This window comes from Bacillus sp. FSL R7-0646, from assembly GCF_037969865.1.
GTDB lineage: Bacteria > Bacillota > Bacilli > Bacillales > Bacillaceae > Bacillus > Bacillus licheniformis.
Genome location: NZ_CP150217.1, coordinates 1,188,138 through 1,214,030, shown reverse-complemented (window position 1 = coordinate 1,214,030; position 25,893 = coordinate 1,188,138). Strand labels below are relative to the sequence as shown.

At 49.3% G+C, this 25,893-nt stretch carries 24 protein-coding genes and 1 riboswitch; of the genes, 12 read left to right on the top strand and 12 right to left on the bottom strand.

Going from position 1 to position 25,893, the window contains the following annotated elements:
* Nucleotides 1-33: 33 nt before the first annotated feature.
* The 4 genes from MKY62_RS06040 to guaC all read left to right on the top strand — a co-directional run bounded on the left by MKY62_RS06040 (nt 34) and on the right by guaC (nt 2,431).
* Entirely contained in the window at nt 34-846 is an 813-nt protein-coding gene (locus MKY62_RS06040) for a Cof-type HAD-IIB family hydrolase (RefSeq protein WP_003180550.1), read from the top strand.
* 97 nt (nt 847-943) lie between these two features.
* The gene (locus tag MKY62_RS06035; RefSeq protein ID WP_003180548.1) at nt 944-1,084 is read left to right on the top strand and encodes a hypothetical protein; all 141 of its coding nucleotides are present in this window, start codon (nt 944-946) and stop codon (nt 1,082-1,084) included.
* Nucleotides 1,085-1,273, top strand: a complete 189-nt coding sequence (locus tag MKY62_RS06030) for a DUF3813 domain-containing protein (RefSeq protein ID WP_003180546.1) — start codon at nt 1,085-1,087, stop codon at nt 1,271-1,273.
* 177 nt (nt 1,274-1,450) lie between these two features.
* Nucleotides 1,451-2,431 (top strand): GMP reductase, encoded by a 981-nt coding sequence (gene guaC / locus MKY62_RS06025; RefSeq protein WP_003180544.1) that lies wholly within the window; start codon nt 1,451-1,453, stop codon nt 2,429-2,431.
* A 99-nt stretch (nt 2,432-2,530) separates the two neighbouring features.
* Here guaC and MKY62_RS06020 read toward each other — a convergent pair whose 3' ends face one another.
* Entirely contained in the window at nt 2,531-2,983 is a 453-nt protein-coding gene (locus tag MKY62_RS06020) for a BsuPI-related putative proteinase inhibitor (RefSeq protein WP_003180542.1), read from the bottom strand.
* 15 nt (nt 2,984-2,998) lie between these two features.
* Nucleotides 2,999-3,841 (bottom strand): YitT family protein, encoded by an 843-nt coding sequence (locus MKY62_RS06015; protein WP_003180539.1) that lies wholly within the window; start codon nt 3,839-3,841, stop codon nt 2,999-3,001.
* Between the two features lie 163 nt (nt 3,842-4,004).
* Between MKY62_RS06015 and MKY62_RS06010 the strand changes: the two genes are divergently transcribed.
* Nucleotides 4,005-4,865 carry a DegV family protein gene (locus tag MKY62_RS06010; protein ID WP_003180537.1) on the top strand — a complete coding sequence of 287 codons (861 nt, stop codon included), beginning with the start codon at nt 4,005-4,007 and terminating at the stop codon, nt 4,863-4,865.
* Nucleotides 4,866-4,905: 40 nt separating this feature from the next.
* Here the strand turns inward: MKY62_RS06010 and MKY62_RS06005 are convergent, their stop codons facing one another.
* Nucleotides 4,906-5,112, bottom strand: coding sequence for a hypothetical protein (locus tag MKY62_RS06005; protein ID WP_003180535.1), 207 nt, complete (start codon nt 5,110-5,112; stop codon nt 4,906-4,908).
* A 154-nt stretch (nt 5,113-5,266) separates the two neighbouring features.
* Here MKY62_RS06005 and MKY62_RS06000 point away from each other — a divergent pair, with 154 nt between their 5' ends.
* Entirely contained in the window at nt 5,267-5,389 is a 123-nt protein-coding gene (locus MKY62_RS06000; protein WP_003180532.1) for a hypothetical protein, read from the top strand.
* A 38-nt stretch (nt 5,390-5,427) separates the two neighbouring features.
* Here the strand turns inward: MKY62_RS06000 and MKY62_RS05995 are convergent, their stop codons facing one another.
* Nucleotides 5,428-6,276: a S1 RNA-binding domain-containing protein gene (locus tag MKY62_RS05995; RefSeq protein ID WP_003180530.1), complete on the bottom strand. Its 849-nt coding sequence runs from the start codon at nt 6,274-6,276 to the stop codon at nt 5,428-5,430.
* A 163-nt stretch (nt 6,277-6,439) separates the two neighbouring features.
* Here MKY62_RS05995 and MKY62_RS05990 point away from each other — a divergent pair, with 163 nt between their 5' ends.
* The 3 genes from MKY62_RS05990 to metH all read left to right on the top strand — a co-directional run bounded on the left by MKY62_RS05990 (nt 6,440) and on the right by metH (nt 12,439).
* Nucleotides 6,440-6,931, top strand: coding sequence for a YajQ family cyclic di-GMP-binding protein (locus tag MKY62_RS05990; protein WP_003180528.1), 492 nt, complete (start codon nt 6,440-6,442; stop codon nt 6,929-6,931).
* A 77-nt stretch (nt 6,932-7,008) separates the two neighbouring features.
* Nucleotides 7,009-7,120: riboswitch (SAM riboswitch) on the top strand.
* An 80-nt stretch (nt 7,121-7,200) separates the two neighbouring features.
* A complete protein-coding gene (locus tag MKY62_RS05985) occupies nt 7,201-9,030 on the top strand; it encodes a bifunctional homocysteine S-methyltransferase/methylenetetrahydrofolate reductase (protein ID WP_003180525.1) in 1,830 nt (609 codons plus the stop codon).
* Complete coding sequence (gene metH, locus MKY62_RS05980; protein ID WP_003180523.1) at nt 9,023-12,439, top strand: methionine synthase; 3,417 nt, start codon at nt 9,023-9,025, stop codon at nt 12,437-12,439. The genes MKY62_RS05985 and metH overlap by 8 nt, the downstream gene beginning before the upstream one ends.
* A gap of 74 nt (nt 12,440-12,513) precedes the next feature.
* Here metH and MKY62_RS05975 read toward each other — a convergent pair whose 3' ends face one another.
* On the bottom strand, nt 12,514-13,476 hold the full coding sequence (locus MKY62_RS05975) for a YafY family protein (RefSeq protein ID WP_003180521.1): 963 nt from the start codon (nt 13,474-13,476) through the stop codon (nt 12,514-12,516).
* A 111-nt stretch (nt 13,477-13,587) separates the two neighbouring features.
* Between MKY62_RS05975 and MKY62_RS05970 the strand changes: the two genes are divergently transcribed.
* Complete coding sequence (locus MKY62_RS05970) at nt 13,588-14,421, top strand: dehydrogenase/reductase SDR family member 1 (RefSeq protein ID WP_003180519.1); 834 nt, start codon at nt 13,588-13,590, stop codon at nt 14,419-14,421.
* Nucleotides 14,422-14,585: 164 nt separating this feature from the next.
* Nucleotides 14,586-15,026 carry a GNAT family N-acetyltransferase gene (locus MKY62_RS05965; RefSeq protein WP_003180517.1) on the top strand — a complete coding sequence of 147 codons (441 nt, stop codon included), beginning with the start codon at nt 14,586-14,588 and terminating at the stop codon, nt 15,024-15,026.
* Nucleotides 15,027-15,068: 42 nt separating this feature from the next.
* On the opposite strand, the gene MKY62_RS05960 is transcribed toward MKY62_RS05965, so the two are convergent.
* From MKY62_RS05960 to MKY62_RS05930, 7 genes are all read right to left on the bottom strand, one after another.
* Nucleotides 15,069-16,883, bottom strand: coding sequence for an IucA/IucC family siderophore biosynthesis protein (locus tag MKY62_RS05960; RefSeq protein ID WP_003180496.1), 1,815 nt, complete (start codon nt 16,881-16,883; stop codon nt 15,069-15,071).
* A 16-nt stretch (nt 16,884-16,899) separates the two neighbouring features.
* Nucleotides 16,900-18,243: a lysine N(6)-hydroxylase/L-ornithine N(5)-oxygenase family protein gene (locus MKY62_RS05955; RefSeq protein ID WP_003180495.1), complete on the bottom strand. Its 1,344-nt coding sequence runs from the start codon at nt 18,241-18,243 to the stop codon at nt 16,900-16,902.
* Nucleotides 18,218-18,772 (bottom strand): GNAT family N-acetyltransferase, encoded by a 555-nt coding sequence (locus MKY62_RS05950; RefSeq protein ID WP_003180492.1) that lies wholly within the window; start codon nt 18,770-18,772, stop codon nt 18,218-18,220. Before MKY62_RS05950 ends, MKY62_RS05955 begins: the two co-directional genes overlap by 26 nt.
* Nucleotides 18,769-20,535: an IucA/IucC family protein gene (locus MKY62_RS05945; protein WP_003180490.1), complete on the bottom strand. Its 1,767-nt coding sequence runs from the start codon at nt 20,533-20,535 to the stop codon at nt 18,769-18,771. The genes MKY62_RS05950 and MKY62_RS05945 overlap by 4 nt, the downstream gene beginning before the upstream one ends.
* Nucleotides 20,532-22,043 carry an aspartate aminotransferase family protein gene (locus tag MKY62_RS05940; protein WP_003180488.1) on the bottom strand — a complete coding sequence of 504 codons (1,512 nt, stop codon included), beginning with the start codon at nt 22,041-22,043 and terminating at the stop codon, nt 20,532-20,534. Before MKY62_RS05940 ends, MKY62_RS05945 begins: the two co-directional genes overlap by 4 nt.
* The gene (locus MKY62_RS05935; protein WP_003180486.1) at nt 22,027-23,373 is read right to left on the bottom strand and encodes an aspartate aminotransferase family protein; all 1,347 of its coding nucleotides are present in this window, start codon (nt 23,371-23,373) and stop codon (nt 22,027-22,029) included. The genes MKY62_RS05940 and MKY62_RS05935 overlap by 17 nt, the downstream gene beginning before the upstream one ends.
* A 286-nt stretch (nt 23,374-23,659) precedes the next feature.
* Entirely contained in the window at nt 23,660-25,132 is a 1,473-nt protein-coding gene (locus MKY62_RS05930; RefSeq protein WP_003180484.1) for a PLP-dependent aminotransferase family protein, read from the bottom strand.
* 98 nt (nt 25,133-25,230) lie between these two features.
* Between MKY62_RS05930 and MKY62_RS05925 the strand changes: the two genes are divergently transcribed.
* Complete coding sequence (locus MKY62_RS05925) at nt 25,231-25,836, top strand: LysE family transporter (protein WP_003180482.1); 606 nt, start codon at nt 25,231-25,233, stop codon at nt 25,834-25,836.
* Nucleotides 25,837-25,893: the final 57 nt, after the last annotated feature.

Below are 25,893 nucleotides of genomic sequence, written 5' to 3'. Positions count from 1 at the left end.
CAGAACTTTCAAATTCACATTAAAGGAGCATTTATGGAGACAAAACCATATTTAATTGCATTGGACTTAGACGGTACATTATTAAAAGACGACAAGACCATCTCGGAAAGCTCCAGCGAAGTCATCCGCAAGCTGCGGGAAGATGGACATTACGTGTGCATTTCTACGGGAAGACCGTTCAGAGCAAGCTCCATGTATTATGATCAGCTCCAGCTCGATACGCCGATCGTCAATTTCAACGGCGCGTTTGTCCATCACCCTAAAGATGAAAGCTGGGGACGCTTCCATACATCTCTTGATCTCGAGGTGGTCAAACAGATCATTGAAGTCAGCGAAACGTACAACGTACATAATATCCTTGCTGAAATTGTCGATGATGTTTATTTTCATTATCATGACGAAAAGCTGATTGATGTCTTTACGATGGGCAGCCCGAATATTACAGTCGGAGATTTAAGAACAAACCTCGGCCAGGATGTGACAAGCGTATTGATTCACGCAAAAGAAGAGGATGTTCCGGCGATCCGCTCCTATCTGTCAGACGTACACGCGGAGATGGTCGACCATAGAAGATGGGCGGCCCCGTGGCATGTAATCGAACTGATTAAAAGCGGCATCAATAAAGCGGTCGGCTTAGAGAAAATCACGGACTACTACGGAATCCCGCCTGAGCGGGTCATTGCCTTCGGCGATGAAGACAACGACCTTGAAATGCTTGAGTTCGCAGGCTGCGGAGTAGCGATGGGCAACGGCATCGAAGGGGTAAAAAGCGTTGCAAACAAGGTCACGAAATCGAATGAGGAAGACGGAATCGCAGTCTTTTTAAAGGATTACTTCGCTTTATAATTTTATAATTTGCCATTCATAAACGGCTTTTCAAAACGGCCATACTATGAGAAGACGGCCGCACCGGACCGTCACTTGTGTTAAGGGGGAATTCAAGATGGGTAAACGCAGCAAATCAAAACGGTTTATTCAGCAAGGCAAAGACTCGCTTAAACAGCATGCCGCCAGGTTCCCTTACCGCTCCACATTAGAAGAGGCTGAACAGAAGAGCGGCCCGACGGAATGCGGAGGGCTGTAAATGAGAAACGAACTGTTTCAAATGGCCAAAGCAGCCGTACATGAAGCTGAAGCTTCGGCGGATTCAGGCGAAAAGGCGAAAGCCGTTGCAAGAGCTAAAAACGCCCTTTCCTCGGCGTATGCCAATTCAACTGATGCCGAACGGCGACAGCTTCACAATCTTCAGGAGCAGCTAGATCAACTATCATAATACCGCACCGGCTTTTGACAGCCGGAGAGGAGTCTGTGCCATCGGCACGGCTCCTTTTTTATTTTTCCGCTCTCAAAGCATAAAAATTTGACATCGGGAACAAAAGGAAGTACATTATAAAAGGCGAACATTTTAAATAACTTATTAATAAATATTCGTTTTTTGGGGGTTTTTATATTGGAAAATGTATTTGATTACGAAGATATTCAACTAATTCCTGCAAAGTGCATCGTCAAGAGCCGTTCTGAATGTGATACATCCGTGCAGTTTGGCGGAAGGACATTTAAACTGCCTGTCGTGCCGGCCAATATGCAGACCATTATAGATGAAAAGCTGGCTGTTTCATTAGCGGAAAACGGTTACTTTTATGTGATGCACCGCTTTGAGCCGGAAACACGGATCGATTTTATTAAAGACATGAAGGCACGCGGTTTGTTTTCTTCAATCAGCGTCGGAGTCAAAGATGAAGAATACGCGTTTATCGAAGAGCTGACGAGAGAGAATCTCACACCCGAGTACATCACGATCGATATCGCCCACGGTCACTCAAACGCCGTCATCAATATGATTCAGCACATTAAAAAACATCTTCCGGACAGCTTTGTGATCGCAGGAAATGTCGGAACGCCTGAAGCTGTTAGAGAGCTTGAAAACGCCGGAGCCGACGCTACAAAAGTCGGCATCGGTCCCGGAAAAGTCTGCATTACAAAAATCAAAACCGGTTTTGGAACGGGCGGATGGCAGCTGGCTGCGCTGCGCTGGTGCGCAAAAGCGGCAAGCAAGCCGATCATTGCTGACGGCGGCATCCGCACCCACGGAGACATCGCCAAATCGGTCAGATTCGGGGCGACAATGGTCATGATCGGTTCGCTGTTTGCCGGACACGAAGAATCGCCTGGAGCAACGATCGAAAAAGACGGCAAGCTCTACAAAGAATATTTTGGTTCAGCTTCTGAGTATCAAAAAGGCGAAAAGAAAAATGTCGAAGGCAAAAAAATGTACGTGGAGCATAAAGGCGCGATCATGGATACGCTGACAGAAATGGAACAGGATCTGCAGTCGTCCATTTCTTATGCGGGAGGAAACAAGCTCGATGCGATCCGCAACGTAGACTATGTCATCGTTAAAAATTCTATTTTCAATGGGGATCAATATTAACGGTCACATCCTGTGACCGTGGCGGTGTTCATTCAGCCGCCGATCCTTCCTGACAGAATACAAAAGAGGCATCCTTTCCCGGGATGCCTTTTTTGATGGTTATTTCACTTCAAACGTTTTGCCGGCCCTCAAAGTTGCAAACTGTTCCGATCTCCCCAAAAATGTCACGTTTACTTCGTATGTGCCGGGTTCAGGCACCTCTTTCCATACATCAGTAAAATCGTAGGACTCTTTCGGATTGAGCGTCATCGTCTGGAAAGCCTGTGTAAACATTTTTCCTTTCGAGTAGCGGTATCTTTCATTCCCTTCTTTGTCGCTGACGATCAGCTCAAATTTCTGTCCGCTGCTGAATTCAAACTCTGCCGCATCATCCGTATGGTTTACAACCGACATCCGAAATTCGATTTCTCCCTGCTTCTGGACGGGTTCAACCGTCAATGTCACACTCCCGTTATCCACTTCCCCTGATACCTCCTTATCGGGGACTTGATCCCCGTTTTGCCCGCATCCACTGACAAACAGCAGCATCACAATCATGGAAATCAGCCGCATTCATTCACCCTTTCATTAATCTTTGCGGAAAAACCCTAAAACCTGTGTTGTCTGTACGACGTTTGTGAAAGCTTTTGGATCAACTTCATTAATGATTTTTTCCAAGTCGTACAATTCATACCTTGTGATGACAATGATCATCATTTCTTTCTGTTCATTCGTAAAGGCGCCTTTCGCCGGAACGGTTGTAATTCCGCGGACCATCCTCCCGTAAATGGCTTCTTTGATCTCCTCCGCTTTCTTTGTGACAATCATAACGGTGAGCTTGGCGTGGCGGGTGTGGATGGCATCAATCACCCTGGTTGTCACATATAGTGTAACGAGCGTATATAATGCTTTCTCCCATCCGTTCAATAATCCTGCTGTTAAAATAATCGCACCGTTTAAAATAAAGAAATAGGTGCCGACCGGTTTGTCTTTCCACTTTGCCAGGATCATCGCAATAATATCCAAACCGCCCGTTGAAGCCCCGTATTTAAGGGTCAGGCCGATCCCGACCGCGGCGATCACCCCGCCGAACACGGCATTCAGCAAAATGTCGTTTGACAGGCTCGCCTCAGGGAGCATCCCCAAAAAGACCGTCGTCAAGGCCACGCTCAAAATGCTGTAGACCGTAAATGAGCGCCCGACCTTGAGCCACCCTAGAATCCCGACGGGAATGTTTAAAATAAACAATAGCGTCCCCGTTGAAAAATAAATCGGGCTGTACTGGTCAAGCGCGCTCGATAAAAGCTGCGCCACCCCCGTAAAGCCGCTGGCGTAAACATCGGCGGGAATCAGAAACAGATTCAATCCGATGGCATTTAACAAGGCGCCGATGATGACAATGAACAATTTTTTTGCTTCCGCTATGACCATATTTAGTTCCTCCGCTACTTTCGTATATATTTGGTTTACCCTTAAAACAATATTTTGAAAACGTCAATGTAAAAATATATGATATAGTTGACCTAAAAAACGAAGTATGCCGAAGGACAGCTTAGTGTCCTTTTCAACCATTTTTTAGAAAGAAGGGGTTCAAATGAACGTTCACCTTTTAGCAGACAGCGCGGCAGATTTGCCGAAATCTTTTTATGATGAACATCGCATCTCATTTATTCCGTTAAGGGTGCTGCTTGATGAAAAAGAATACGATGATCTTCTGACGATTCAGCCTCTGGACGTTTATGAAGCGATGCGCGAAGGCAAAGCGCCGAAAACGTCCCAGCCGTCTCTGATGCTGTTCAAGAACGCATTCAGCGAGCTGGCCAACGAAAATAAACCCGCTCTCTATATCGCCTTTTCCTCAGAGCTGTCCGGAACATACCAGACGGCTGTGATGGCGGCAAACGAAGTCAAGGAGGAGTTCCCTGATTTCGACCTGCGGATCATCGACTCAAAATGCGCTTCATTAGGCTATGGGCTTGCTGTCAAGCACGCCCTCAAACTCGCAACTAACGGCAATACAATACAAGAAATCGAGTCGTCTGTAAAGGACTTTTGCGAACATCTTGAACATATTTTTACCGTTGATGACTTGACTTATTTGGCAAGAGGCGGAAGAATCAGCAAAGCATCGGCATTTGTCGGCGGGCTGTTGAATATTAAACCGCTTTTGCATGTTGAAGACGGCAAGCTTGTCCCCCTTGAAAAAATCCGGGGCAAAAAGAAGCTGCTCAGACGGATGATCGAATTAATGAAGGAAAGAAGCGTCGATTTGAGCGGACAGACGGTCGGCATCAGCCACGGAGATGACGAAGGGACGGCCGAAGAAGTCAAACGGATGATCGAAGCCGAATTCCAGCCGGAGGAGATCGTCGTCAACATGATCGGTTCAGCGGTCGGCGCCCACGCCGGACCCGGAACATTGGCGGTCTTTTTTCCGGGGAAAGACAAAAGATAAGATAAAACAGAGGCCTGCTTTATAAAAGCAGGCCTCAGCGTCAGCTGTCTTCGGTGACTGTCCCTTCCTCAACGGCCGGCGCAAGCGCTCCATCAAGAAGGCCGGCAGCAGCTGTCGCGACATCCGGGCCTCCAGATCCCTCGACCACTTTTTCCATTGTGATCGGACAAATTTTGTACGCACCGCCGAAGTTGACGACCCCTCCTGCCGAAACGCGATGAATGTAAACTGAGCAGCAATGTTTCATACCAAGTCTCCTTTTTTGGGTCTTATGATATGTGTATGCTGACGGAACAAGGTGGCATAAACTCCCCGGCAAAAAACATCGCAATTGGGAGAGTACATAGTTTCGCCGGCAGTGAGCAAGCTAAGAGCGACATTTTGACGGGAGGTGCTTCCTCATGAAAGATGATGATAAAAAGCCGGTTGACAATAACGCCGTCAACCAGCAGAAAAACCGGCTCGCCGAAAAGAACAGACAAGCCGGTAAACACCAGGAATCAAAGAAGCCTCATCACCTGTAAGAAACCGGCGGCGTCCCGATCGGAACGCCGCCTCAAGATTATTTTTTCTCGTACGTCCAACCCTCTTCCTGATAGATTTTATCCTGTTTCATCAGATGGCCGAGCGCCCTTTTAAATGCTGCTTTGCTCATGTTGAAGCGCTCTCTGATATCCTCTGGATCGCTTTTATCCCAGAATGGCATCGCGCCGTTTCTCGATCTCATATAAGTCAGGATTTGTTCCGCATCAACCGACAAGGCATCCTGCTTTCTCGGCAGAAGCGACAGATTTACAGAACCGTCTTCTTTTACTTTGATCACCCTTGCAGTCAGCTTTTCGCCGAGCCTCGGCTCTTCCTTTCGCTCAGAAGAATGGATGAAGCCTCTGATGCCGGCTTCGGAAATCATAAAAGAGCCTGATGCGATCAAGCGGTAGATCGTCCCGGTGAGCTCTTTATTCATCAGGCCGGGTGAAGCTTCAGTAAACAGTTCGCTGATCTTGTCCTCCGGCGCCGGCTTGGCAAACATCCTTCCGTGCCCCGTAATTTTCAGCATACAGTACAGCCTGTCTCCTTTTTGCGGCCATACTGATTCATACGGCGGGAGATGCTCTGTCGCAACGAGGGCGTCCTTCGAGAGCCCGACATCGACGAAAACGCCCATGCCGCTGACGGCATCAACGACTTCCACCCAGCCGTATTGTTCAGCGCTGATGATCGGCTTTCTCATCGTAGCCGCAAGGCGATCTTCGTGATCGACATATAAAAAAACATCGACCTCTTCTCTCCCGTCAATATCCTCGGTGATCTCGCTCTGATGCAGAAGGACCGCCGTTTCGCCGTCCGTCAAAAAGTAACCGTAATCTGCTTTATGATCTATTTTCAATGTTAGCTGCTGTCCAGGTTTCATACTGCTTCTTCCTTTCTTATCCGCCTGTTTTTCTTTTTCTTATTATTCCTCCAATGTTCAAATTATTGCCAGATCGCGGCCAGGCAAAACCGCTCGATATTGGAAGTTTCACCTTATTCTACTATAATTGACTCATAAGTAAAATGGATGGAGGTTTTTTCACATGGCGAAAGAAAGCTCATTTGATATCGTCTCAAAGGTTGAACTGCCTGAAGTTCAAAACGCAATCCAGACCGCTCTCAAGGAAATCGGCACACGCTATGATTTCAAAGGGTCAAAAAGCAGCATCACACTCGAAGGAGACGAACTCGTTCTCGTATCAGACGACGAATTTAAAATGAACCAGTTGAAAGACGTACTTGTCGGCAAACTGATCAAGCGGAACGTCCCGACGAAAAACATCGAATACTCAAAGCTTGAGAACGCTTCAGGCGGCACGGTCAGACAGCGCGGAAAATTAGTTCAAGGCATCGACAAAGAAAACGCAAAAAAAATCAATAACCTTATAAAAAAATCGGGTCTGAAAGTTAAATCGCAAGTGCAGGACGATCAAGTCCGCGTAACCGGAAAAAATAAAGACGACCTTCAGCAAATCATCGCGATGGTGAGGGAAGCCGACCTGCCGATTGATGTTCAATTTATAAATTTTCGATAAATTCTTAATTTACTGTTGATTATTCCCCCGATTTTCGGTAAATTGAGTAAAAGTAATCAATAGAAACTAAATAGCTGTTCTTATCAAGAGAGGCAGAGGGACTGGCCCGATGAAGCCTCAGCAACCGGTGAATGAATATTCATGACCAAGGTGCTAAATCCAGCAAGCAGCCTGCTTGGAAGATAAGAAGACGGACAAATGTCGCTGAAAAGTCTTCTGCTTCCCAGAAGACTTTTTTGTTTTATTAAGAATGATTAAGGGGGAAAACGATGGGTTTTTTGGAGGATATAAAAAACAAAACGTTAATCGCTGACGGCGCAATGGGCACGCTTCTGTATTCCTATGGGATCGACAGGTGTTTTGAGGAACTGAACATCTCCAAGCCCGAAGAAATAAGACGCGTCCACGAAGCGTATGTACAGGCCGGCGCCGACATTATTCAAACGAACACGTACGGCGCAAACTTCATCAAGCTGTCCAGATACGGACTCGAAGACGAAACAAAACAAATCAACGAAAAAGCCGTCCGCCTCGCCCGCGCCGCCGCCGGCTCCGCTTATGTTCTCGGTACGCTCGGCGGAATCCGGACGTTCAACAAAAACTCGTATTCTCTCGAGGACATTAAAAGAAGCTTCCGCGAACAGCTCTACCTTCTGTTAAATGAGCAGCCGGACGGACTTCTGCTCGAAACCTATTACGATTTAGAAGAAGCGCGCGAAGTTTTAAAGATTGCCAGAAAGGAAACGGAGCTGCCGATCATTTTGAATGTCTCGATGCACGAAGAGGGCGTTCTTCAGGACGGCACCCCGCTTGCGGACGGTCTGAAGCAGCTGGCATCACTCGGCGCAGATGTCGTCGGCATCAACTGCCGTCTCGGCCCTTATCATATGATCAGAGCGCTTGAAGAAGTCCCGCTTTTAGAAGATGCCTATCTTTCCGTCTATCCGAACAGCAGCCTCCCGTCCCTTGTCGAAGGCAGGCTTGTTTATGAGACGGATGATGAATATTTCAGGGAAAGCGCGGAGGAATTCCGCAATCAAGGCGCACGGATCATCGGCGGCTGCTGCGGAACGACGCCGAACCACATCAGAGCGATGGCTGAGGCCGTCAAAGGACTTCCTCCAGTCACCGAAAAACGAGTGAAAATCAGAAAGAAAGCGGCGCTTGCCGTTCAAAACGAAAGGACAGAGCCTGCTCTTGACGATCTGGCAAAGCAGAAACGGTCCATTATCGTCGAGCTCGATCCTCCAAAACAATTAAACTTTGAGAAATTTTTGCACGCCGCAGAGGAGCTAAAATCAGCCGGAATCGATGCACTGACATTGGCGGACAACTCCCTTGCCACACCGAGGATCAGCAATGTCGCCTGCGGGGCGCTCTTAAAACAGCGCCTCGATATGAGGTCGCTGATTCATATCACATGCAGAGACCGCAACCTGATCGGCCTGCAGTCCCATTTAATGGGACTCGATACGCTGGGGCTGTCAGACGTGCTGGCGATTACCGGCGATCCGTCGAAAATCGGCGACTTTCCGGGAGCGACTTCCGTCTATGACCTGACATCGTTCGATTTGATCAGCCTGATCAAGCAGTTTAACGAAGGCTTGTCCTATTCGGGTAAACCGCTCGGCAAGAAAACGAATTTCTCAGTGGCGGCCGCCTTCAATCCGAATGTCAGACACATTGACAAAGCGGTGAAACGGCTTGAGAAAAAAATCGCCTGCGGCGCAGACTATTTCATTTCCCAGCCTGTCTATTCCGAGGAGCAGCTCATTAAAATCCACGAGGAAACGCGGCATCTTGAAACACCGATCTATATCGGCGTCATGCCGCTCACCAGCAGCCGCAACGCGGAATTCATCCACAACGAAATCCCCGGCATCAAGCTGTCTGATTCAATCCGCGAAAAGATGGCGCTGGCAGGAAACGACAAACAAAAACAGGCCGAGGAAGGGCTCGCGATCGCTCGCTCTCTGCTTGATGCGGCGTGCGACCTGTTCAACGGCATTTATCTGATCACACCGTTTTTGCGGTCCGATCTAACCGCCGAGCTGACGGCATATATCCATCAGAAAGAAAAGGAGAAGACAAATGTCTAACATCAATGACCAGCTGAAGAAAAAAATCCTCGTCCTTGACGGTGCGATGGGAACGATGATCCAAGACGCCGGTTTGTCCGCCGCAGACTTCGGAGGCGAGGCATATGAAGGGTGCAATGAATTTCTAAGCATTACGGCGCCCCATGTCATTCAGGGCATCCACGAAGCCTATCTCGAGGCTAAAGCCGATATCATCGAGACCAATACGTTCGGAGCCACCCGGCTCGTTCTGGACGAGTACGACCTCGGGCATCGAGCCTATGAAGTCAACCTCGCTTCAGTCAAACTCGCCAAAGCGGCCGCCGAAAAGTTTTCAACTCCTAAATGGCCTAGATTTGTCGCCGGTGCGATGGGTCCGACGACAAAAACCCTTTCCGTCACCGGCGGCACCACCTTTGACGAACTGATCGATAACTACGAGGAACAGGCAAGAGCGCTGATCACGGGGGGAGCCGACCTCTTGCTCCTCGAAACGAGCCAGGATATGCTGAACGTTAAAGCCGGCTTTATCGGCATTAGACAAGCCTTCGAAAAAACCGGCAAAACCCTTCCGCTCATGGTGTCAGGCACAATCGAACCGATGGGCACGACGCTTGCCGGCCAGGATATCGAATCGTTCTATATCTCCCTCGAGCATATGAAACCGGTCAGCGTCGGTTTAAATTGCGCGACAGGCCCGGAATTTATGACAGATCACATCAGGACCCTTTCTTCCCTAGCGAGGACGGCCGTCAGCTGCTATCCGAATGCCGGCCTCCCCGATGAGGAGGGGCAATACCATGAATCACCGCAATCGCTGGCGAAAAAAATCAAGGCGTTTGCTGAAGAAGGCTGGCTGAACATTGTCGGCGGCTGCTGCGGAACGACGCCCGCCCATATTGAAGCGCTGGCCGATGAAGTAGCCCTTCTGCCTCCGCGGACGGTTCCTTCGGGAGCAAAGCCGCACACCGTCTCAGGAATCGACGGATTAATTTACGAAGAAACAATGCGTCCCCTTTTTGTCGGTGAGCGGACCAATGTCATCGGCTCAAGAAAATTCAAGCGGCTCATCGCCGAGCATAAATTTGAGGAAGCATCCGAAATCGCGAGAGCCCAAGTGAAAAACGGCGCCCATGTCATCGACATCTGTCTCGCAGACCCGGACCGCGATGAAGCGGAAGATATGGAAGGCTTTTTAAAAGAAGCGATGAAAAAAGTAAAAGCCCCGTTTGTCATCGACTCGACGGACAAAACGGTAATTGAAAAGGCGCTGAAATACTCGCAGGGAAAAGCGATCATCAATTCGATCAATCTTGAAGACGGCGAAGAACGGTTCGCTGACATCCTTCCGCTCGTCAAACAGTTCGGAGGCGCACTCGTCGTCGGCACGATCGATGAAGAGGGGATGGCAGTCACCGCGGCAAAAAAGCTGGCCGTCGCCGTCCGGTCGCATCAGCTGCTCACCGAAAAATACGGAATACCGGCCAGCGATATCATATTCGATCCGCTCGTCTTCCCGGTCGGAACGGGCGATGAACAATACATCGGCTCAGCTAAAGAAACGATCGAAGGGATCCGCCTCATCAAAGAGCAGCTCCCTGAATGCTTAACGATTCTCGGCGTCAGCAACGTCTCATTCGGTCTTCCGCCCGTCGGCCGGGAAATCTTAAATGCTGTATTCTTGTACCACGCAACACAGGCTGGGCTCGATTACGCGATCGTCAATACAGAAAAGCTTGAGCGGTTTGCTTCCATTCCTAAAGAAGAAGTCGAGATGGCTGAAAAACTTCTGTTTCATACCGACGATAAAACGCTCGCATCCTTCACTGACTTCTATCGTGGAAAGAAAAAAGCGGACAAACAGCCGAAAACGTCCCTTTCCCTCGAAGAGCGCCTGGCCGAATACGTAATCGAAGGTACAAAAGAAGGCTTGATTCCCGATCTCGAACAAGCGTTGAAAAAATTCGCCACCCCGCTCGACGTGGTCAACGGTCCGCTCATGGACGGCATGGCAGAGGTCGGACGGCTGTTTAACAACAATGAGCTGATCGTCGCTGAAGTTCTGCAGTCGGCAGAGGTTATGAAAGCTGCCGTTTCCTTTCTCGAACAATATATGGAAAAGAAAGACGACAGCGGCAAAGGAAAGATCATTTTGGCAACCGTTAAAGGCGATGTCCATGATATCGGCAAAAACTTAGTCGACATCATTTTAAGCAACAACGGCTACAAGGTAGTCGATCTTGGGATTAAAGTGACACCGCAGGAGTTAATTGAGGCGATCCGCAAAGAGAACCCCGACATCATCGGTCTGTCCGGCCTGCTCGTCAAATCGGCGCAGCAGATGGTCGTTACGGCGAAGGATCTCGATAAAGCGGATATTTCCATCCCGATCATGGTCGGCGGAGCCGCGCTTTCAAGAAAATTCACGAACATGAAAATTTCGCCTGAATATAAAGGGCCGGTTTTATACGCGAAGGACGCCATGGACGGCCTATCGCTCGCCAATCAGCTGCGGACGGACCCGTCGCAGTTTCTCGAGAAAAAAGAAGCCGCTGCACCCGCCGCCGTCGCGGAAAAAAAGCAGACGAAAGCCGTAATTGAAATGCTTGAAAAACGGGCGCACGTTCCGAAGGCGCCGGTCTTTCAGCCTGAAGACTTGAAACGGCACTATTTGAAAAACATCGACCTTTCCTATATTGTGCCGTATGTCAATGAACAAATGCTGCTCGGCCATCATCTCGGCTTGAAAGGGAAAGTCAAAAAACTACTGGCTGAACAGCATCCAAAAGCACTGGAGCTGAAAGAACTGATCGACGAGCTGCTGAGAGACGGAAAAGAACACGGCTGGTTCGATCCTGCGGTCGTCTACCAATTTTTCCCTGCGTACAGCGACGGGGATTCGCTTCATATTTTAGATCCAGTGAACAAAGACAGCATCCTTGAAACGTTTGTTTTTCCAAGGCAGGAAAAGCTTCCGTACCGCTGTATTTCCGATTACGTCCGACCGAAGGGAGAGCTTGATTATGTCTCGTTCTTTGCCGTAACGGCGGGCAGGCATGTAAGAGCTGCCGCCAACCGCTTTAAGGAGGAAGGCGACTACTTGAAAAGCCATGCGGTACAAGCGCTTGCTCTTGAGCTGGCCGAAGGGCTCGCCGAACGGACGCACCAGGTTATCCGCGACCGCTGGGGCTTCCCTGATGCACCCGACTTCACGATGGAACAGCGTTTTCAGGCGAAATACCAAGGGCAGCGCTATTCCTTCGGATACCCGGCCTGTCCGAATCTTGAAGATCAGGAAAAGCTTTTCAGGCTCATCCAGCCCGAAGGCATCGGCGTTCACTTAACAGACGGCTTCATGATGGAGCCCGAAGCTTCCGTATCAGCGATCGTTGTCTCCCACCCGGAAGCCAGATATTTCAATGTTCATTAAACGAAGACCCTGCCTGCCGTTTGCGGCCGGCAGGGTTTATCATGTATGTCTTTAACATAAAGTCATTGCCGCTTTCAGGTTTTATAATGCGCAACTATGGATTCAGCCATTTTAAGTATCTTTCCGTGCAGTTCTTTAGGTTCAATGATCCTCATGTGCTCTGCGAATCCGAGTATATACCTTTTTGCTTCTTCTTCCGTATCAAAGGATAGCGTAACGGGGATCCAGCCCTCCTGATCGATCTCATTTGTTTCGATGATCCGCACAAAATGATTGGTAAACGACAGCCTCGGCAAGATGGCCTGCGCCGCCTTCACCCGCACTTCATACGTCGGCAGCCTTTCAATAAATTCCTTTGTTGAAGACCGCCACACGTGAGCAATATCAAAATTTTCGGGCCTATCAAACGTTTCGCGGACAAAAACGGCAGATTTAATCCGTGAAGCCCTGTAATTCCGAATCTCCCCATTTTCTTTAGATGCAATCAGATACCAGTTCGCCCCTTTAGCCACCAGCCCAAGCGGTGCAACAACACGATCAGCCGTTTGTCCATCTGCCCGCTGATAGACAATTTTTAATTTTTGATCTTTCCATATGGCATCTTTCAGCACTTCAAAGGATTCTGCTTTTTCTTTCTTATGGCGCCATGAACAGGTATCAATATATATGCGGTTCCATACATCCTTTGCGTTTTGGCGATATTCCGAAGGCAGCGAGGCAATCAGTTTATTTCGGGCTTCTTCGGATATGCGGGTTAATCCGAGATCGTCAAGCAATTGTTCAGAAAGCGGAACAAATAGTGCGCGTATTTCAGATTCTTTTAAGCCGGTTAGAGTGGTTTGGTAATCATCAAGCAATGACCAGCCTCCGTTTATGCCGCGTTCGGCCACAACGGGAATCCCCGCTCCGCTTAAAGCTTCCATATCCCTGTAAATCGTGCGCTCGGAGACTTCCAGCCTTTCCGCTAATTCTTTCGCCGTCATTTGCCCTTGTGCCTGAAGCATTAAAAGAATAGATATCAGTCGATCCCCTCTCATATGACCACCTTTCTTATCAATGAATGAACTTATTTAATAAAATATGACAATGGTTGTCAAGATTGAGCTTTTATAATGAACATATCTTTTTAAATGAAAGGAATGGGATGAATGAAGCCGCTGAAAGGAAAAATCGCCCTCGTAACAGGCGGAAGCAGAGGCGCGGGCCGCGCCATCGCTGCAGAACTTGGAAAAGCCGGTGCAACCGTGTATATTACAGGCCGCAGCATCAGAGGGGCTTCCACGAATCAATGGCCCGGTACAATTGATGACACCGTGTCACAAATTGAAGCTTCCGGCGGAAAGGCTATTGCTGTAAGATGTGATCATACGAACGATGCAGAAACAGAGGCTGTCATCGCTAAAATTCGCGAAGAGCAAGGAAAACTGGATATTTTGATCAACAATGTGTGGGGGGCGCACGATCTGGGTGTCGAGGCAAAGCCTTTTTGGGAATTGTCATTGAAAAATTGGGATACGATGTTCGCCGCCGGGGTGCGTGCCCAGCTGGCGACAAACCACTTCGCCGTGCCGCTCCTTCGCGAAAATAAACAAGCTCTTATCATTCACACGACCTTCTGGGATGAGAACAAGTACACCGGACAGTTTTATTACGATTTGGCCAAGAACGCAATCGTCCGCATGGCGTACGGTCTTTCATTGGAATTAAAACGGGACAACATTGCCGTTATTGCCGTTTCGCCGGGATTTATGAGAACCGAACTTGTGCTGAAATACCATGAATCAGATGAGGCGCATTGGCGGGAGTCGGAAGATTTAAGGAGAACCGAAACGCCTTATTATGTCGGACGCGGAATCACAGCATTGGCTAAGGATCCGGATGTGATGGAGAAAAGCGGACGTGCGTTAAGAGTTGGTGATTTAGCCAAAGAATATCAGTTTACCGATGTGGATGGACGATATATTCCGCCATTTACGATATAGGGATTAGGGACCGCCTCCCGGGGGAAATGATTCTTTAAACAGATCAGGGGGTGATGATCATCCTGCTTTGATTGTTTCCACAAGCGTTATATATAATGGAATAACATCACAGCATGCTGAAAATCGATCGCTCTCATCTGATCTGCAACTGAAGGAGGAATCATATGATTGAAGTCAAACCAATAAACGCGGAAGATACGTATGAGATCAGGCACCGCATTCTCCGGCCGAATCAGCCGCTTGAAGCATGTATGTATGAAACCGATTTGCTCGGGGGTGCGTTTCACCTCGGTGGATATTACCGGGGCAAGCTGATCAGCATCGCTTCCTTTCATAAAGCCGAACATTCAGAGCTTGAAGGCGAAGAACAGTATCAGCTGAGAGGGATGGCGACGCTTGAAGGATACCGTGAGCAAAAAGCGGGAAGCACGCTCATCCGCCATGCCGAAGAGCTTCTTCGGAAAAAGGGGGCAGACCTTTTATGGTGCAATGCCAGGACATCTGTGAGCGGCTACTATGAAAAGCTCGGCTTCAGCGAACAGGGCGAAGTCTACGACATACCGCCGATCGGACCTCATATTTTGATGTATAAGAAATTGACGTAAAAAAACCCCGCCGGAAGCGGGGCATTCTCGGCCGCATTAGCATTACAGCTTTGCGGCCTCTTTTTTAAATTTCGCAAGCGCATTTGTCACTTTTCCGAATTCGGAGGCGTGCGGGCGGTCATCGCCGTCCTTGTAGCCGTAGTCGACCATCCGGTTTCTGTTGAGGCAGAGCTTCGTCAATTCCGGCTTGAATAAGTCGAACAATTCGAAGCGCTCACGCAGTTCAGGGAATTTTTGCTGATAATCAAGAATCGCATCAGCCAGAGCTTTCCACAGACGCTTTTCAGGAAGCAGACCGTCATTTTCTAAAATGTTGGCTACATAGCGCAAATGGCAAATGAAAAGCCCGGTAAAGATAAACTGCACAAGCCCTTCCGGCGGCTCGCTTCTGAGAACGGCTTTTAAATCCCCTGTCAAACCGCTCAGTTCAGGAAGCGGCTGGTCGCTGATATTGACGTCATCAACAAAATCTTTAATCGCCAGCCTGTGCGGCTGATGATCTTTTAAGACGAGAATCGTATTTTGTCCGTGCGGTGAAAATACGGTTCCGTAGCGGTACATGAAATGCAGAAGCGGCGGCATCACGGTGTCAAACAGCTTTCCGATCCACTCCTCCGCTGACAGCCCCGACTTTTCGATCAGGCGCCTGATAAACGGCACGCCGCCTTGATCAATGTATGTTAAAGAAGCGAGCGTAACAGGCCGTTCTCCTTCTTCCAAATACGTATAAATGCTTTCTCTGAAAATAGCGCCGAGCATTTCCAAATATTGATACGGGGCTTTTTCAAGAGAGTGATAGTATTGGTGGTCAACGTTCAGACTGGCATTTTCGCCTGGCAGGATCACCCGGCATTCGTCTTTTAGAAATGCGTCGTTTTCGGCGATCCCTTTGATATGCTCAGTGATTTTCGGCGCGATAACCGTACGTTCCGACGGCAGGCCTCTGTATACAAGCGTATTTAAAATGCTCATCGGCAGTTTAATATGATGCTTGTGTTTGTTTGTGATGTTTGTAAAGGTCCTAATCGATTGCTGCGGCAGGTACTCGTCTCCGCCTTCCCCTAAAGGAATGATCGCTTTTGAAGCAATTTCTTCAGGAAACTGCTGAATGATCGTATTTGTCCACTGCCATTCGTGGACGGGCATATAATAATAGTCTTCACTGGCTGCGCCCTGCTTTTCTATGACTTTAGCGAATTGCCTTAAAGTCAGCTCATCAAGCTCTTTATGAATCAGCGTCTCATAATCGAGCCCTTCAACCGAGTGAAATGACGCGGTATCTTTGTGTACAGCGATCCACAGCAGCCGTTTGGCTCTCTGATTTTCCGGGGCAAACCGGAGGTAGTCATCATAGCCAAAACCGATTCTTCCTTTGTTGTAGACGATCCACGGATGGCCGGTCATCTCGCCTTCAATTACGGCATAATCGGCTTCGGTCAGCTCGTCAGCCGTAAGCGCATCCTTTGCCAAAAGGTGGGCATCAGCCAGCATCGTATGGTTGAACTCCTTGATCAAATGACCCGCTGTCTCCGGACTCATCGGGATATGCGGCTGAATATCCAGGAGAAATTCAATCGCGCTCACATGTTTTGTCCATTGTCCGCCCTTGAAGACTTCAATCGTCTCCGGCACCGCGTCAAAACTGTCGAACATGCGTGGTTTGGCGGCAAACCGGTACACCTTATCCTCGGCCGTTCTCAGCTCATAGCGGTTGATGCCGTCTTCAGTTTCAATGAAATCGGGCTTAATGATATCCTCATACATATATTCAGAAAGCATCTTCGCCAGCAATCGCCGATTGACTTCTCTCCACCTGTCAGGATCGAGGACCCTCTTTAATTCATCTTGAAACAACATGAAAATGCCTCCTTTATTAGCCGTTTGGTACAGCTGTTTTTTCCGCGATTCCTGTTCCGAATGTCTGAAAAACCGTTTTATGGCTGACGGTGTATACTTCTCTCCCGGCCAGCTGATTGATGATCACCGAGTTCCGGTAAGCGCCGAGTCCCAGGTCAGGTGCACCGACACCGTGCGTGTGCAGCTCTCCGTTTTGAATAAAAATATGGTTTTTTGATTTTGCAGCTGTCACTAGTCTGTAGTCGCGTGTAATCACGTAGCGGCCGCTCGCGTCCTTTTCAATCAAACTGTCAACAGGCGCCAGACATTCCGGCAGCCTCTCTTTATAGCCCGTCGCCAGAACGACCACATCTGCCTGCCGCTCAAACCGGTCTTCATTCACCCGGTTTGTGCAGTATAGAACCAGCGTTTCCCCACGCTGTTCGATCTGCTCGACTTCTGTCATGGACTGAAGATCAAAAGCCGCTTTCCGCCCCCCGCAGGTCCGCTCATACAGAATATGATAAATATCGCTGATCGTCTTCGCGCTGATTCCTTTATAAAGAAGATCCTGCTGCGTTAGCAATTCATCTTTTTTCCACTGCGGAAGCTGATAGAAAAAATCGATATAGTCAGGCGAAAAATATTCGAGTCCGAGGTTCGAATATTCCATTGGGAAGAAGCCTTTTGAGCGGGTGAGCCAGCTGACATGCTCCGCTTCATCTTCACCGACCAGGTCATAAAACACTTCGGCTGCGCTTTGCCCGGAGCCGACGACGGCCACCCTTTTCCCTTTAAATCCGCCGGGCTTTCTCTTTAAATACTCGGCTGAATGGAACACCGAGCCCCCCAAAGCGTCTGAGAGCGCATCGGGAACGTGCGGGCCCGTCCCAATGCCAAGCGCAATATGCCTCGTGTAATAAACCGCTTCCCCTCCGTTCTCCCGATTCGCGACCCGCACCTTAAAAAGCGCCTCCGGGTTCGATTCAACGAGTGATATGCTTTCGACATTCATCCCGAAGCGGCACGGGTCGAGCTGTTCTGCCACCCAGCGGCAGTAGTGGTTGTATTCCTGTCTCGGAATATGAAAGTCTTCCAGAAAATAAAAAGAATAAAGACGGTTATGCTGCTGAAGATAGTTTAAAAAGCTGTATTTGCTTGTCACATCGGCCATGCTCACCAAGTCGGCCAAAAACGGCACCTGCAGTGTCGTTCCTTCAATCAGCATGCCGGGATGCCAGTTAAAGCTTTCGTTTCGTTCAAAAAACAGCGCATTGATCTCAGGCACGGAGTCAGCCAATGCGGCAAGGCCGAGATTAAACGGCCCGATGCCGACGCCGATGACATCGTATACATCATTGGGTCTCTTTGTAGAGTTCATCTTTTTTCTCCTTTTCAAAAAAACGTTCTCGTTCGCAAAACATCAATAATCCGGTTTTATCAGGGAGATTCACAGGTTTAATAGGGCGAAACCCGCATTTTTCAAAAACATGAATCATTTTTTTGTTGCGGATATCCGGCTCTGCGATCACCTTTTTTGTTTCAGGCACGGCAAATTGCATGTTGACCATCGCTTTTAATAGCGGAAGGGCAAGACCTTTACCCAAATGCGCTTTTTCACCGATCAACAGGTGGATGCCCTGGTCAAAAGGTTCATTGTCATAGTGGTGTTCAATGATGTCTCCCTTGACCCAGTACGACTCCCAGTAGCTCATCGGCACACCGTCGATAAAGCCGATGTACAGCGTTTGGTGAGGGTCTGTGATGGCCTTGTGAAAATGGGCTTCAAATTTTGCAAACGGCATGTTTAAATGCCAAAACGGAATGACATGCTCCTCCTGCATCCAGCGGTAGACGAGCGATATGTCTCTTTCATAGTCCGCTTTTTGAAATGTGATCCGTTCATTCATTGGACAGCCGCCGCCTCCTTTAAAAGCGGATTGTTGACAGACGTATAGCGAGACTGGGTTTCAAGCGAGCCTGTCAGCTCATCCATGTCGTAAAATCTCGTCAGCAGATTGGCCTTGCACGGAAGCTCCGCAAAACGAAGGAGGCTGTCCGTCAGCTCTGTGATACCGTAAATTTGCTCCGCTTTTTCAAGCCGCTCTCTGATCATGGACAGGAGCGTTTCTTCCCCGATCAGCCCTTCGCAGCCAAACCCGTTTACAAGCCCAAACAAATGGTTGAAGAAGAAATAATAGCGCAGTCTCTCTACAGCCACGCTGTCCGAGCAGATCGTCTCGCTCCTTTCGCTCAAGCCTTCGATCAGCTTGGAAAGAATCCCGGCTTTTGATTCGCTGTAATAATAGCCTTGGTTGTCCCTGTAGTAAAATGTCTCCGGATAGCCGTTTTTTAAGCGGATGACGGCGTTTTGCTGGTGCGCTTCAATCGCCAGCCCGTATGTTTCAAACAGCCATAAAACTGGCTCAAGCGAAATCGATAAGTATTTGTCAAACCAATCGATGCTCACTTCTTCCGTCGTCCGCCCTTCTTCTAAAGCCAGCCCGCGGATGACAGAGCACAGCCGCGACTCTTTCCCGTAGGCGTGATCTTGGCAAAGCCCGGCGATCAGACATGCCGAACGGTCGTCTTCATAAAACGGATTCTCCCTGATCACGACTTCAAAGCCGGACTCCCCGTTCTCTCCTCGAATGGAAATGTAAGCAGGATCTGTGATGACGCGAAAGCCCGGAAACTCCTGTTTCAACCTTTGGCCGAGCTCTGTCTGAAGCAGCCGGGCCATTTCAACACCTCTGTCCAATTCTTTCTGCTTGTTCACACGCAGCGAATTCGTGATTTTGATCGGTACCGAAAATTTGTACATATAGCGCGAGTGCTTGCTGTAGACCGTGCGGACGGAGGATGTCGCCGTATACTTCCGGCCTTTTGCGCCGAGATATGTAAGGAGACCTTGAGCGATCAATTTTTGCACATACGGCTCCTCCAACAAGGCTCTCGCCTGGAGCGGATGTGCGGGAAGAAGCGCAAAATCCGGATCGGCCGTTTGCTCATCCAGCCACGCATTGTCAATCATCGGGTCGTTTCTCAATTCCTCTTGAATGACTAGCGGCGCTTTTGTTCCTGTACTTGAGTCGTGCAGAACGAGGGAGGCGTGTGCCTTAAAGTAATGAAGCTGAAACTCCCCTTTAAGTTCAGGCGAATAGATGCTTTCCTCTTCAGGCTTCATCCCCTGCCTGCTTTTTGGCGTCGGATGCATCAGATGGCCGAGCAAGAGCGACTGCTCCGCTTCGATAAACGTAAAATCAGCACGGCTAAGCTCACTTTGATCATCGGCTCGTTCCTCAACATAACGGCTGATATTTCGGCAGCTCAAAATGACTCTGAGCATGAATTCATCCTCGGCACCCCCGCGGCTTTGCTGAAGAAGCAATTCCTTTGAAGCGAGGGAGACGAGCGTCACATAGTCGAGTGGAAGCGGCTTTCCGTTTTGGGCTGTTTGATAATAAAGCGGAAATGAGAAAAGGTGCCTTCCCGTCTTCGACCAGTACTTGATCGGAACGATCAGCTCGATCTGCTGGCGCTCTAGCGGGACAATCAGCGTTTTTTGAGAGCCGTCCGCGATCTCACGGGTTTCGATGCCGGTTTCACGCAAATAGCAATTTAAAAAGCTTTGAATCGTGGCGTTTTCTGCTATTTCTTTAAATGAACTCATCCTGTTACCCTCCTGCTATTCGTATAAAGACTTGCAAGCTCTTGAATCCTCCCGAGAATGTCATCAAGATCCGAAAGCGTCGTCCGCGGATTCAGCAGCGTGAATTTTAAATATGTTTTCCCAGCTGCTGCCGTCTTTGCGATCACCGCCTGTCCCGTTCTGAACAATTCTCTGTGGATACATTTATTCAAACGGTCGTTCTCCGCGTCGTCTTCTGAGGCGAGGCAGCGGAAGACGACAGCGTTCAGTTCAGGGTGCGGATTCAGCAGTTCGAACCGATCGCTTGCTGAGATTTTTTCCGCTGCCGCTTCAGCCAATGCGAATGTCCAGTCGATCATCTCGGCGAATGTATCTTCTCCAAGCACACGCAGCGAGACAAACAGCTTTAAGGCGTCAAAGCGCCGCGTCGTCTGAATCGATTTATTGACGAGATGAACGATTCCCTCCGCTTCATCCTCCTCAGGATTTAAATAATCGGCATGATAATCAATCAAGCGGAAATGTCTTCTGTCTTTTACAAGAAAAGCGCCGCAGCTGACCGGCTGATAAAACTGCTTGTGGAAGTCGACGCTGATTGAATCGGCCCTGTCGATCCCAGCCAATTTATAGCGGCGGGTCCTGCTCAAAATCAACGCTCCGCCATATGCGGCATCAACGTGGAACCAAAGCCCGCCAGCATGCGCGGCATCCGCAAGCTCGGAAAGCGGATCGATGCTTCCGAAGTCCGTCGTTCCGCATGTTGCGACAATCGCAAATGGATGTAAGCCCGATTCCTTCAGCATAGCGGTTTTTTGCTTTAAATCGTAAAGGCTCATCCGCTTTTCAGCATCGGTATCGACAAGCACGACGGCGCGCTCTCCGAGGCCGAGCTGGGAAGCCGACTTTTTCACGGTAAAATGAGCATCCTTTGAACAGAGGATCCGCAGCCTGTTCGCTTCCGGCGGCAGTCCGTCCTTCTGTACATTCCAGTTCCACTGCTTTTCGCAGAAGGCATCGCGGGCCAAAAGAAGCCCCATGTAATTAGACTGTGTCCCTCCGCTCGTAAATGTTCCGTCAGCATCTTTTCCGTATTCAAACTTTCGGCAAAGCCACTGCACCATTTCTTCCTCGATCAATGAAGCCGCTCCGCTTTGATCAAACGAATCCATCGACTGATTCAGCACGCTGATCAGCATCTCTGCAGCAAGCGCCGGGATCAGCGGCGGACAGTGCAGGTGTGCGGCGCATTTTGGATCTTCAACATGAATCCGGTGCGGCAAATAGGCTTCTTTCAGATGCTCAAGAACATCCGCAAGCGATTCTCCCGCTTCCTGAAACGAAAACAAGCTTTTGATTTCGAGATCCAATTCTTTCGGCATCTTCCCGCTGTAGGGCTTCGATTTATTCTTCCAATCGGCCCAAAGCGTCTCTACAGCGGTCTCTACCGCGTCACGGTATGCTTTGATCCCCTGTTCCCCGTTGTGCATAAACAGGGAATCAAAGTTTTTTTGTTTACTTGACTGCTTCATAGACGGCCTCTCTGAAGATCGTGATGATATCGTCGATTTGCGCCTCTGTTACGATAAGCGGCGGCAAGAAGCGGATCACGCTTCCGTGGCGGCCTCCCGTTTCAACGATCAGTCCTTTTTCAAAGCATTTTCTTTGAATCGTGCTTGCAAGCTCCGCATCAGCCGGATAGCTGCCGTTTGCGTTTTGCTTTTTATGCGGTGCGACAATTTCGGCGCCGATCATCAGCCCTCGTCCCCGGACATCGCCGATTTCGGGAACGTGCTCCTGAATGTCTTGCAATTCCCGCATGAGCTTCGCTCCGACCTTTTCTACATGTGATAGCACATCGTGCTCTTTTATATATTTTAAAGTTGCACTTCCGGCCGCCATCGCCATCTGATTCCCTCTGAATGTGCCGATGTGCGCCCCGGGTCCCCACTGATCAAGGTCTTGATCATAGATGACGACAGACAGAGGAAGGCTTCCGCCGATCGCTTTTGAAAGGACGATGACATCCGGTATAATGCCGGCGTGCTCGAACGCAAACATTTTGCCGGTTCTGCCGATGCCGGTCTGCACCTCGTCAATGATCAGAGGGATTCCGCGTTCTTTTGTAATCCTTCTCATTTCTCTTATCCATTCAGCCCGGGCCGGAACTGAGCCTCCTTCTCCTTGTACGGCTTCAAAGATCATCCCTGCAGGCTGTAAAACTCCGCTTTCCGGATCATCCAGCATATTTTCGATATATGCGCTCGACAGCTTGTGGCTCGCCTCTCCTCCTTTTCCAAACGGGCAGCGGTATTCATACGGATATGGCAGGAAATGCACATCAGGCATGAGACCCTGGACGTTTTCCTTAGGAGATAAATTCCCGCTCAGCGCCATCGTTCCGTGAGTTGCTCCATGGTAGGCGCCGTGAAACGATAGGATGGTTCTTTTCCCAGTCGCCGTTTTGACAAGCTTGAGAGCGGCTTCGATCGCATCGCCGCCGGTCGGACCGCAAAACTGTATCTTCGCCCGTTTGGCAAACGCCTCAGGAAGGCTTGCAAATACTTCGTTGACAAACTCCTCTTTGATTTCCGAAGTAATATCAAGGGTGTGCAGCGGGCGTTTTTCCTCAATCATTTTTTGAATCGCTTCAATCACAACTGGATGATTATGACCAAGCGCAAGCGTCCCCGCTCCTGCCAGACAGTCATAATATTGCTTTCCATCCGCATCAGTCACCAAGACGCCTTCCGCTGTCTGCATGGCGAGCGGAAATCTTCTCGGATATGAACGCGCATTAGATTCTCTTCTATTTTGCTGCTCCAAAAACACTTGATTTTTAGAACTCGTTTGTACAGGCATAGAAAGCATCCCTCCAATTGATAAAGATTATCATTTTCAATTACAAAAAAAGTGTATATTTTGTGACACCGGCATGTCAATAAGATTCAGAAAAATAGGACGTTTCTCATAACGAGGCAACTTGAATATTTCCACTTCTGCACATTCATCTGCTAATATGAATCAATAGTTCCTTGAATGATATATTAATGGAATTTTATGGACTGTTTTTAAATAACCTGAGGCCTGAAATAAAAAGCGGAGCGGCTGCTGAACGTCGCTTTTTCAGCAGCCGGTACAGCGGGGTTCACATGAGCTTACCGGCGAGTTCTGCGATTGTTTGAATGCCGTAGCGAAGCTCTGTCAAAGAGGCGTACGAATAGGACAATCTGATGCTGTATTTGGCTTCCTTATCGTAGAGGGTGCCGGGATTGATGAGGATGTTTTTCTGTAATGCTTGTTCGAACAAAGCGCTGAGCGAGAGCGGTTTTAGGAATGTGACCCAAATGTAAAATCCGCCTGAGGGCTTTTCCCAGCGGGCGATTCCTCTGCAATAGGTCTCAAGACACCGGAGCGCTTCATCCCGCCTTTGTCTCAGTTCGACTTTAATCCGGCTGAGATTTTCATCATAGAGCCCGCTTGAAAGCCACTTTGCAGCCGCCCATTGCGACAATGAACTTGATCCGTAGTCAGTCTGCATTTTAATATCGGCCAGCCTCTCGATGACGGGCTCCGGACCTGCGACCCAGCCGATGCGGAGGCCGGGACTGACGGTTTTCGATAATGTGCCGACATAAAGAATGCTGCCTTCTCTGTCCATGGCCTTCAGCGGCGACGACGGCGGGCCGTCAAGCTGCAAATCGCCATATGCGTCATCTTCAATAACCGGGAGCGACAGCTGCTTGCTGATTTGAATCAGCTCGCGCTTCCGGTCTTCGGACATCAGTTTGCCCGTCGGATTGTGAAATGACGGAATCGTGTACAACAAATCGGCGCCATGCCGTTTTTTTACCGCCGGAATGACGGACGGGTCTAATCCTCCGGCATCCATGGGAAGCCCGCAAAGCCGCATGTCCATCGATTGAAAAACGTGCAGCGAGTATAGGTATGACGGCTTTTCCGTCAGCACGACGGCTCTCCGCTTCAAAAGGCCGATCGATATGAGCTGCAGCGCCTGGAGTGCTCCGGAGACGATCAGAATGGAATCGGCCGATGCACGCACACCCTTCCGGCTCAGATGCGCCGCCAGCACTTCTCTTGTATAGCGGTTTCCTTTCGGTTCTTCATACCCGAGCATCAGCCTTTCAGATGCGGCGCCGCGAAGAATCTTTTCCATTTGTTGATAGGGCAGCAGTTCAGGCGCCAATTCACCTGTGCCAAGTCTGATGACCCCTTCTTTAAACTCCTGCCTGTTGATTTCCTGAACCGTCATAGAATTGGGGCGGTGAATCCCCGAGCGTACATAATTCGTCCAATCCAGCGGCGGCCCCGCTGTCAATTCTGACCATATTTGATTGGCCACCTTTGTGCCTCCGCCCCGGTTCCCTTCAAGAAGCCCTTGGGCTGTCAGCTCGTCAAGAGCCGCAGTCACCGTGCTTCTATTCACTTGAAACATGGAGGCCAGCTTGCGTTGGGAAGGGATTTTCGTCCCGGCGGGCCATTCCCCCTGCAAAATCTTCTCTTTTATGATTTGTTCGATTTGCTTGTATAGCGGAATGTCTGAATGTCTGTTCAGCTGTCTGTGCACTTCATGTTCAGCTCCTTTTTTAAAGGATAGCATTTGGCTGGGTAACCAGACCAGCCAAATGGCCGGAGACATTCCCCGTTTCTTGCTCTACAATAAAACGGATGTTTTGAAAGAAAGGGGTTTTTGCAGTAATGAACGCAGCTATTCACGGAATCATTCTCGCTTTTGGACTGATCTTGCCGCTCGGCGCGCAAAATGTCCTGATTTTTCAGCAAGGGGCTGCATCATCGAGCATTTGGCGGGTTATGCCGCTTGTCATCTCCGCATCGTTGTGCGATTCCCTCCTGATTATACTTGCAGTCACAGGTATTTCCGCGGCTGTCGCCGGCCTTCCCGAAGTTAAATTTGTCCTATTGGCCGGAGGAGTTCTGTTTCTCATTTATATGGGATGGATCACCTGGAGAAGGAAGCCAGCAGTGGGAAATGCGTCCGAAGCCATGCCGGCCAAAAAGCAAATCGCCTTTGCTGCGGCCGTGTCGCTCTTAAATCCGCACGCCTTGCTCGATATCGTCGGCGTGATCGGCACGAACTCTTTAGCATATGAAGGTGCTGATCTTTGGCTGTTCACCTGTGCATGTATGATGGTTTCGTGGCTATGGTTCCTGGGACTCGCCGCAGCGGGAAGTCTTCTCAAACAGCTCGATTCGCAAGGGTTCATCCTGACCTTGTTCAATAAAGGATCTGCGGCTGTCATGTGGGGGCTTGCCGCCTACCTCGGCGCCTCGCTGTTTACTTGACCCTGCGGAACGCGGGTTCTGCCTGCATAAACCTGAGAAGCAGCGAGCACAATTAAG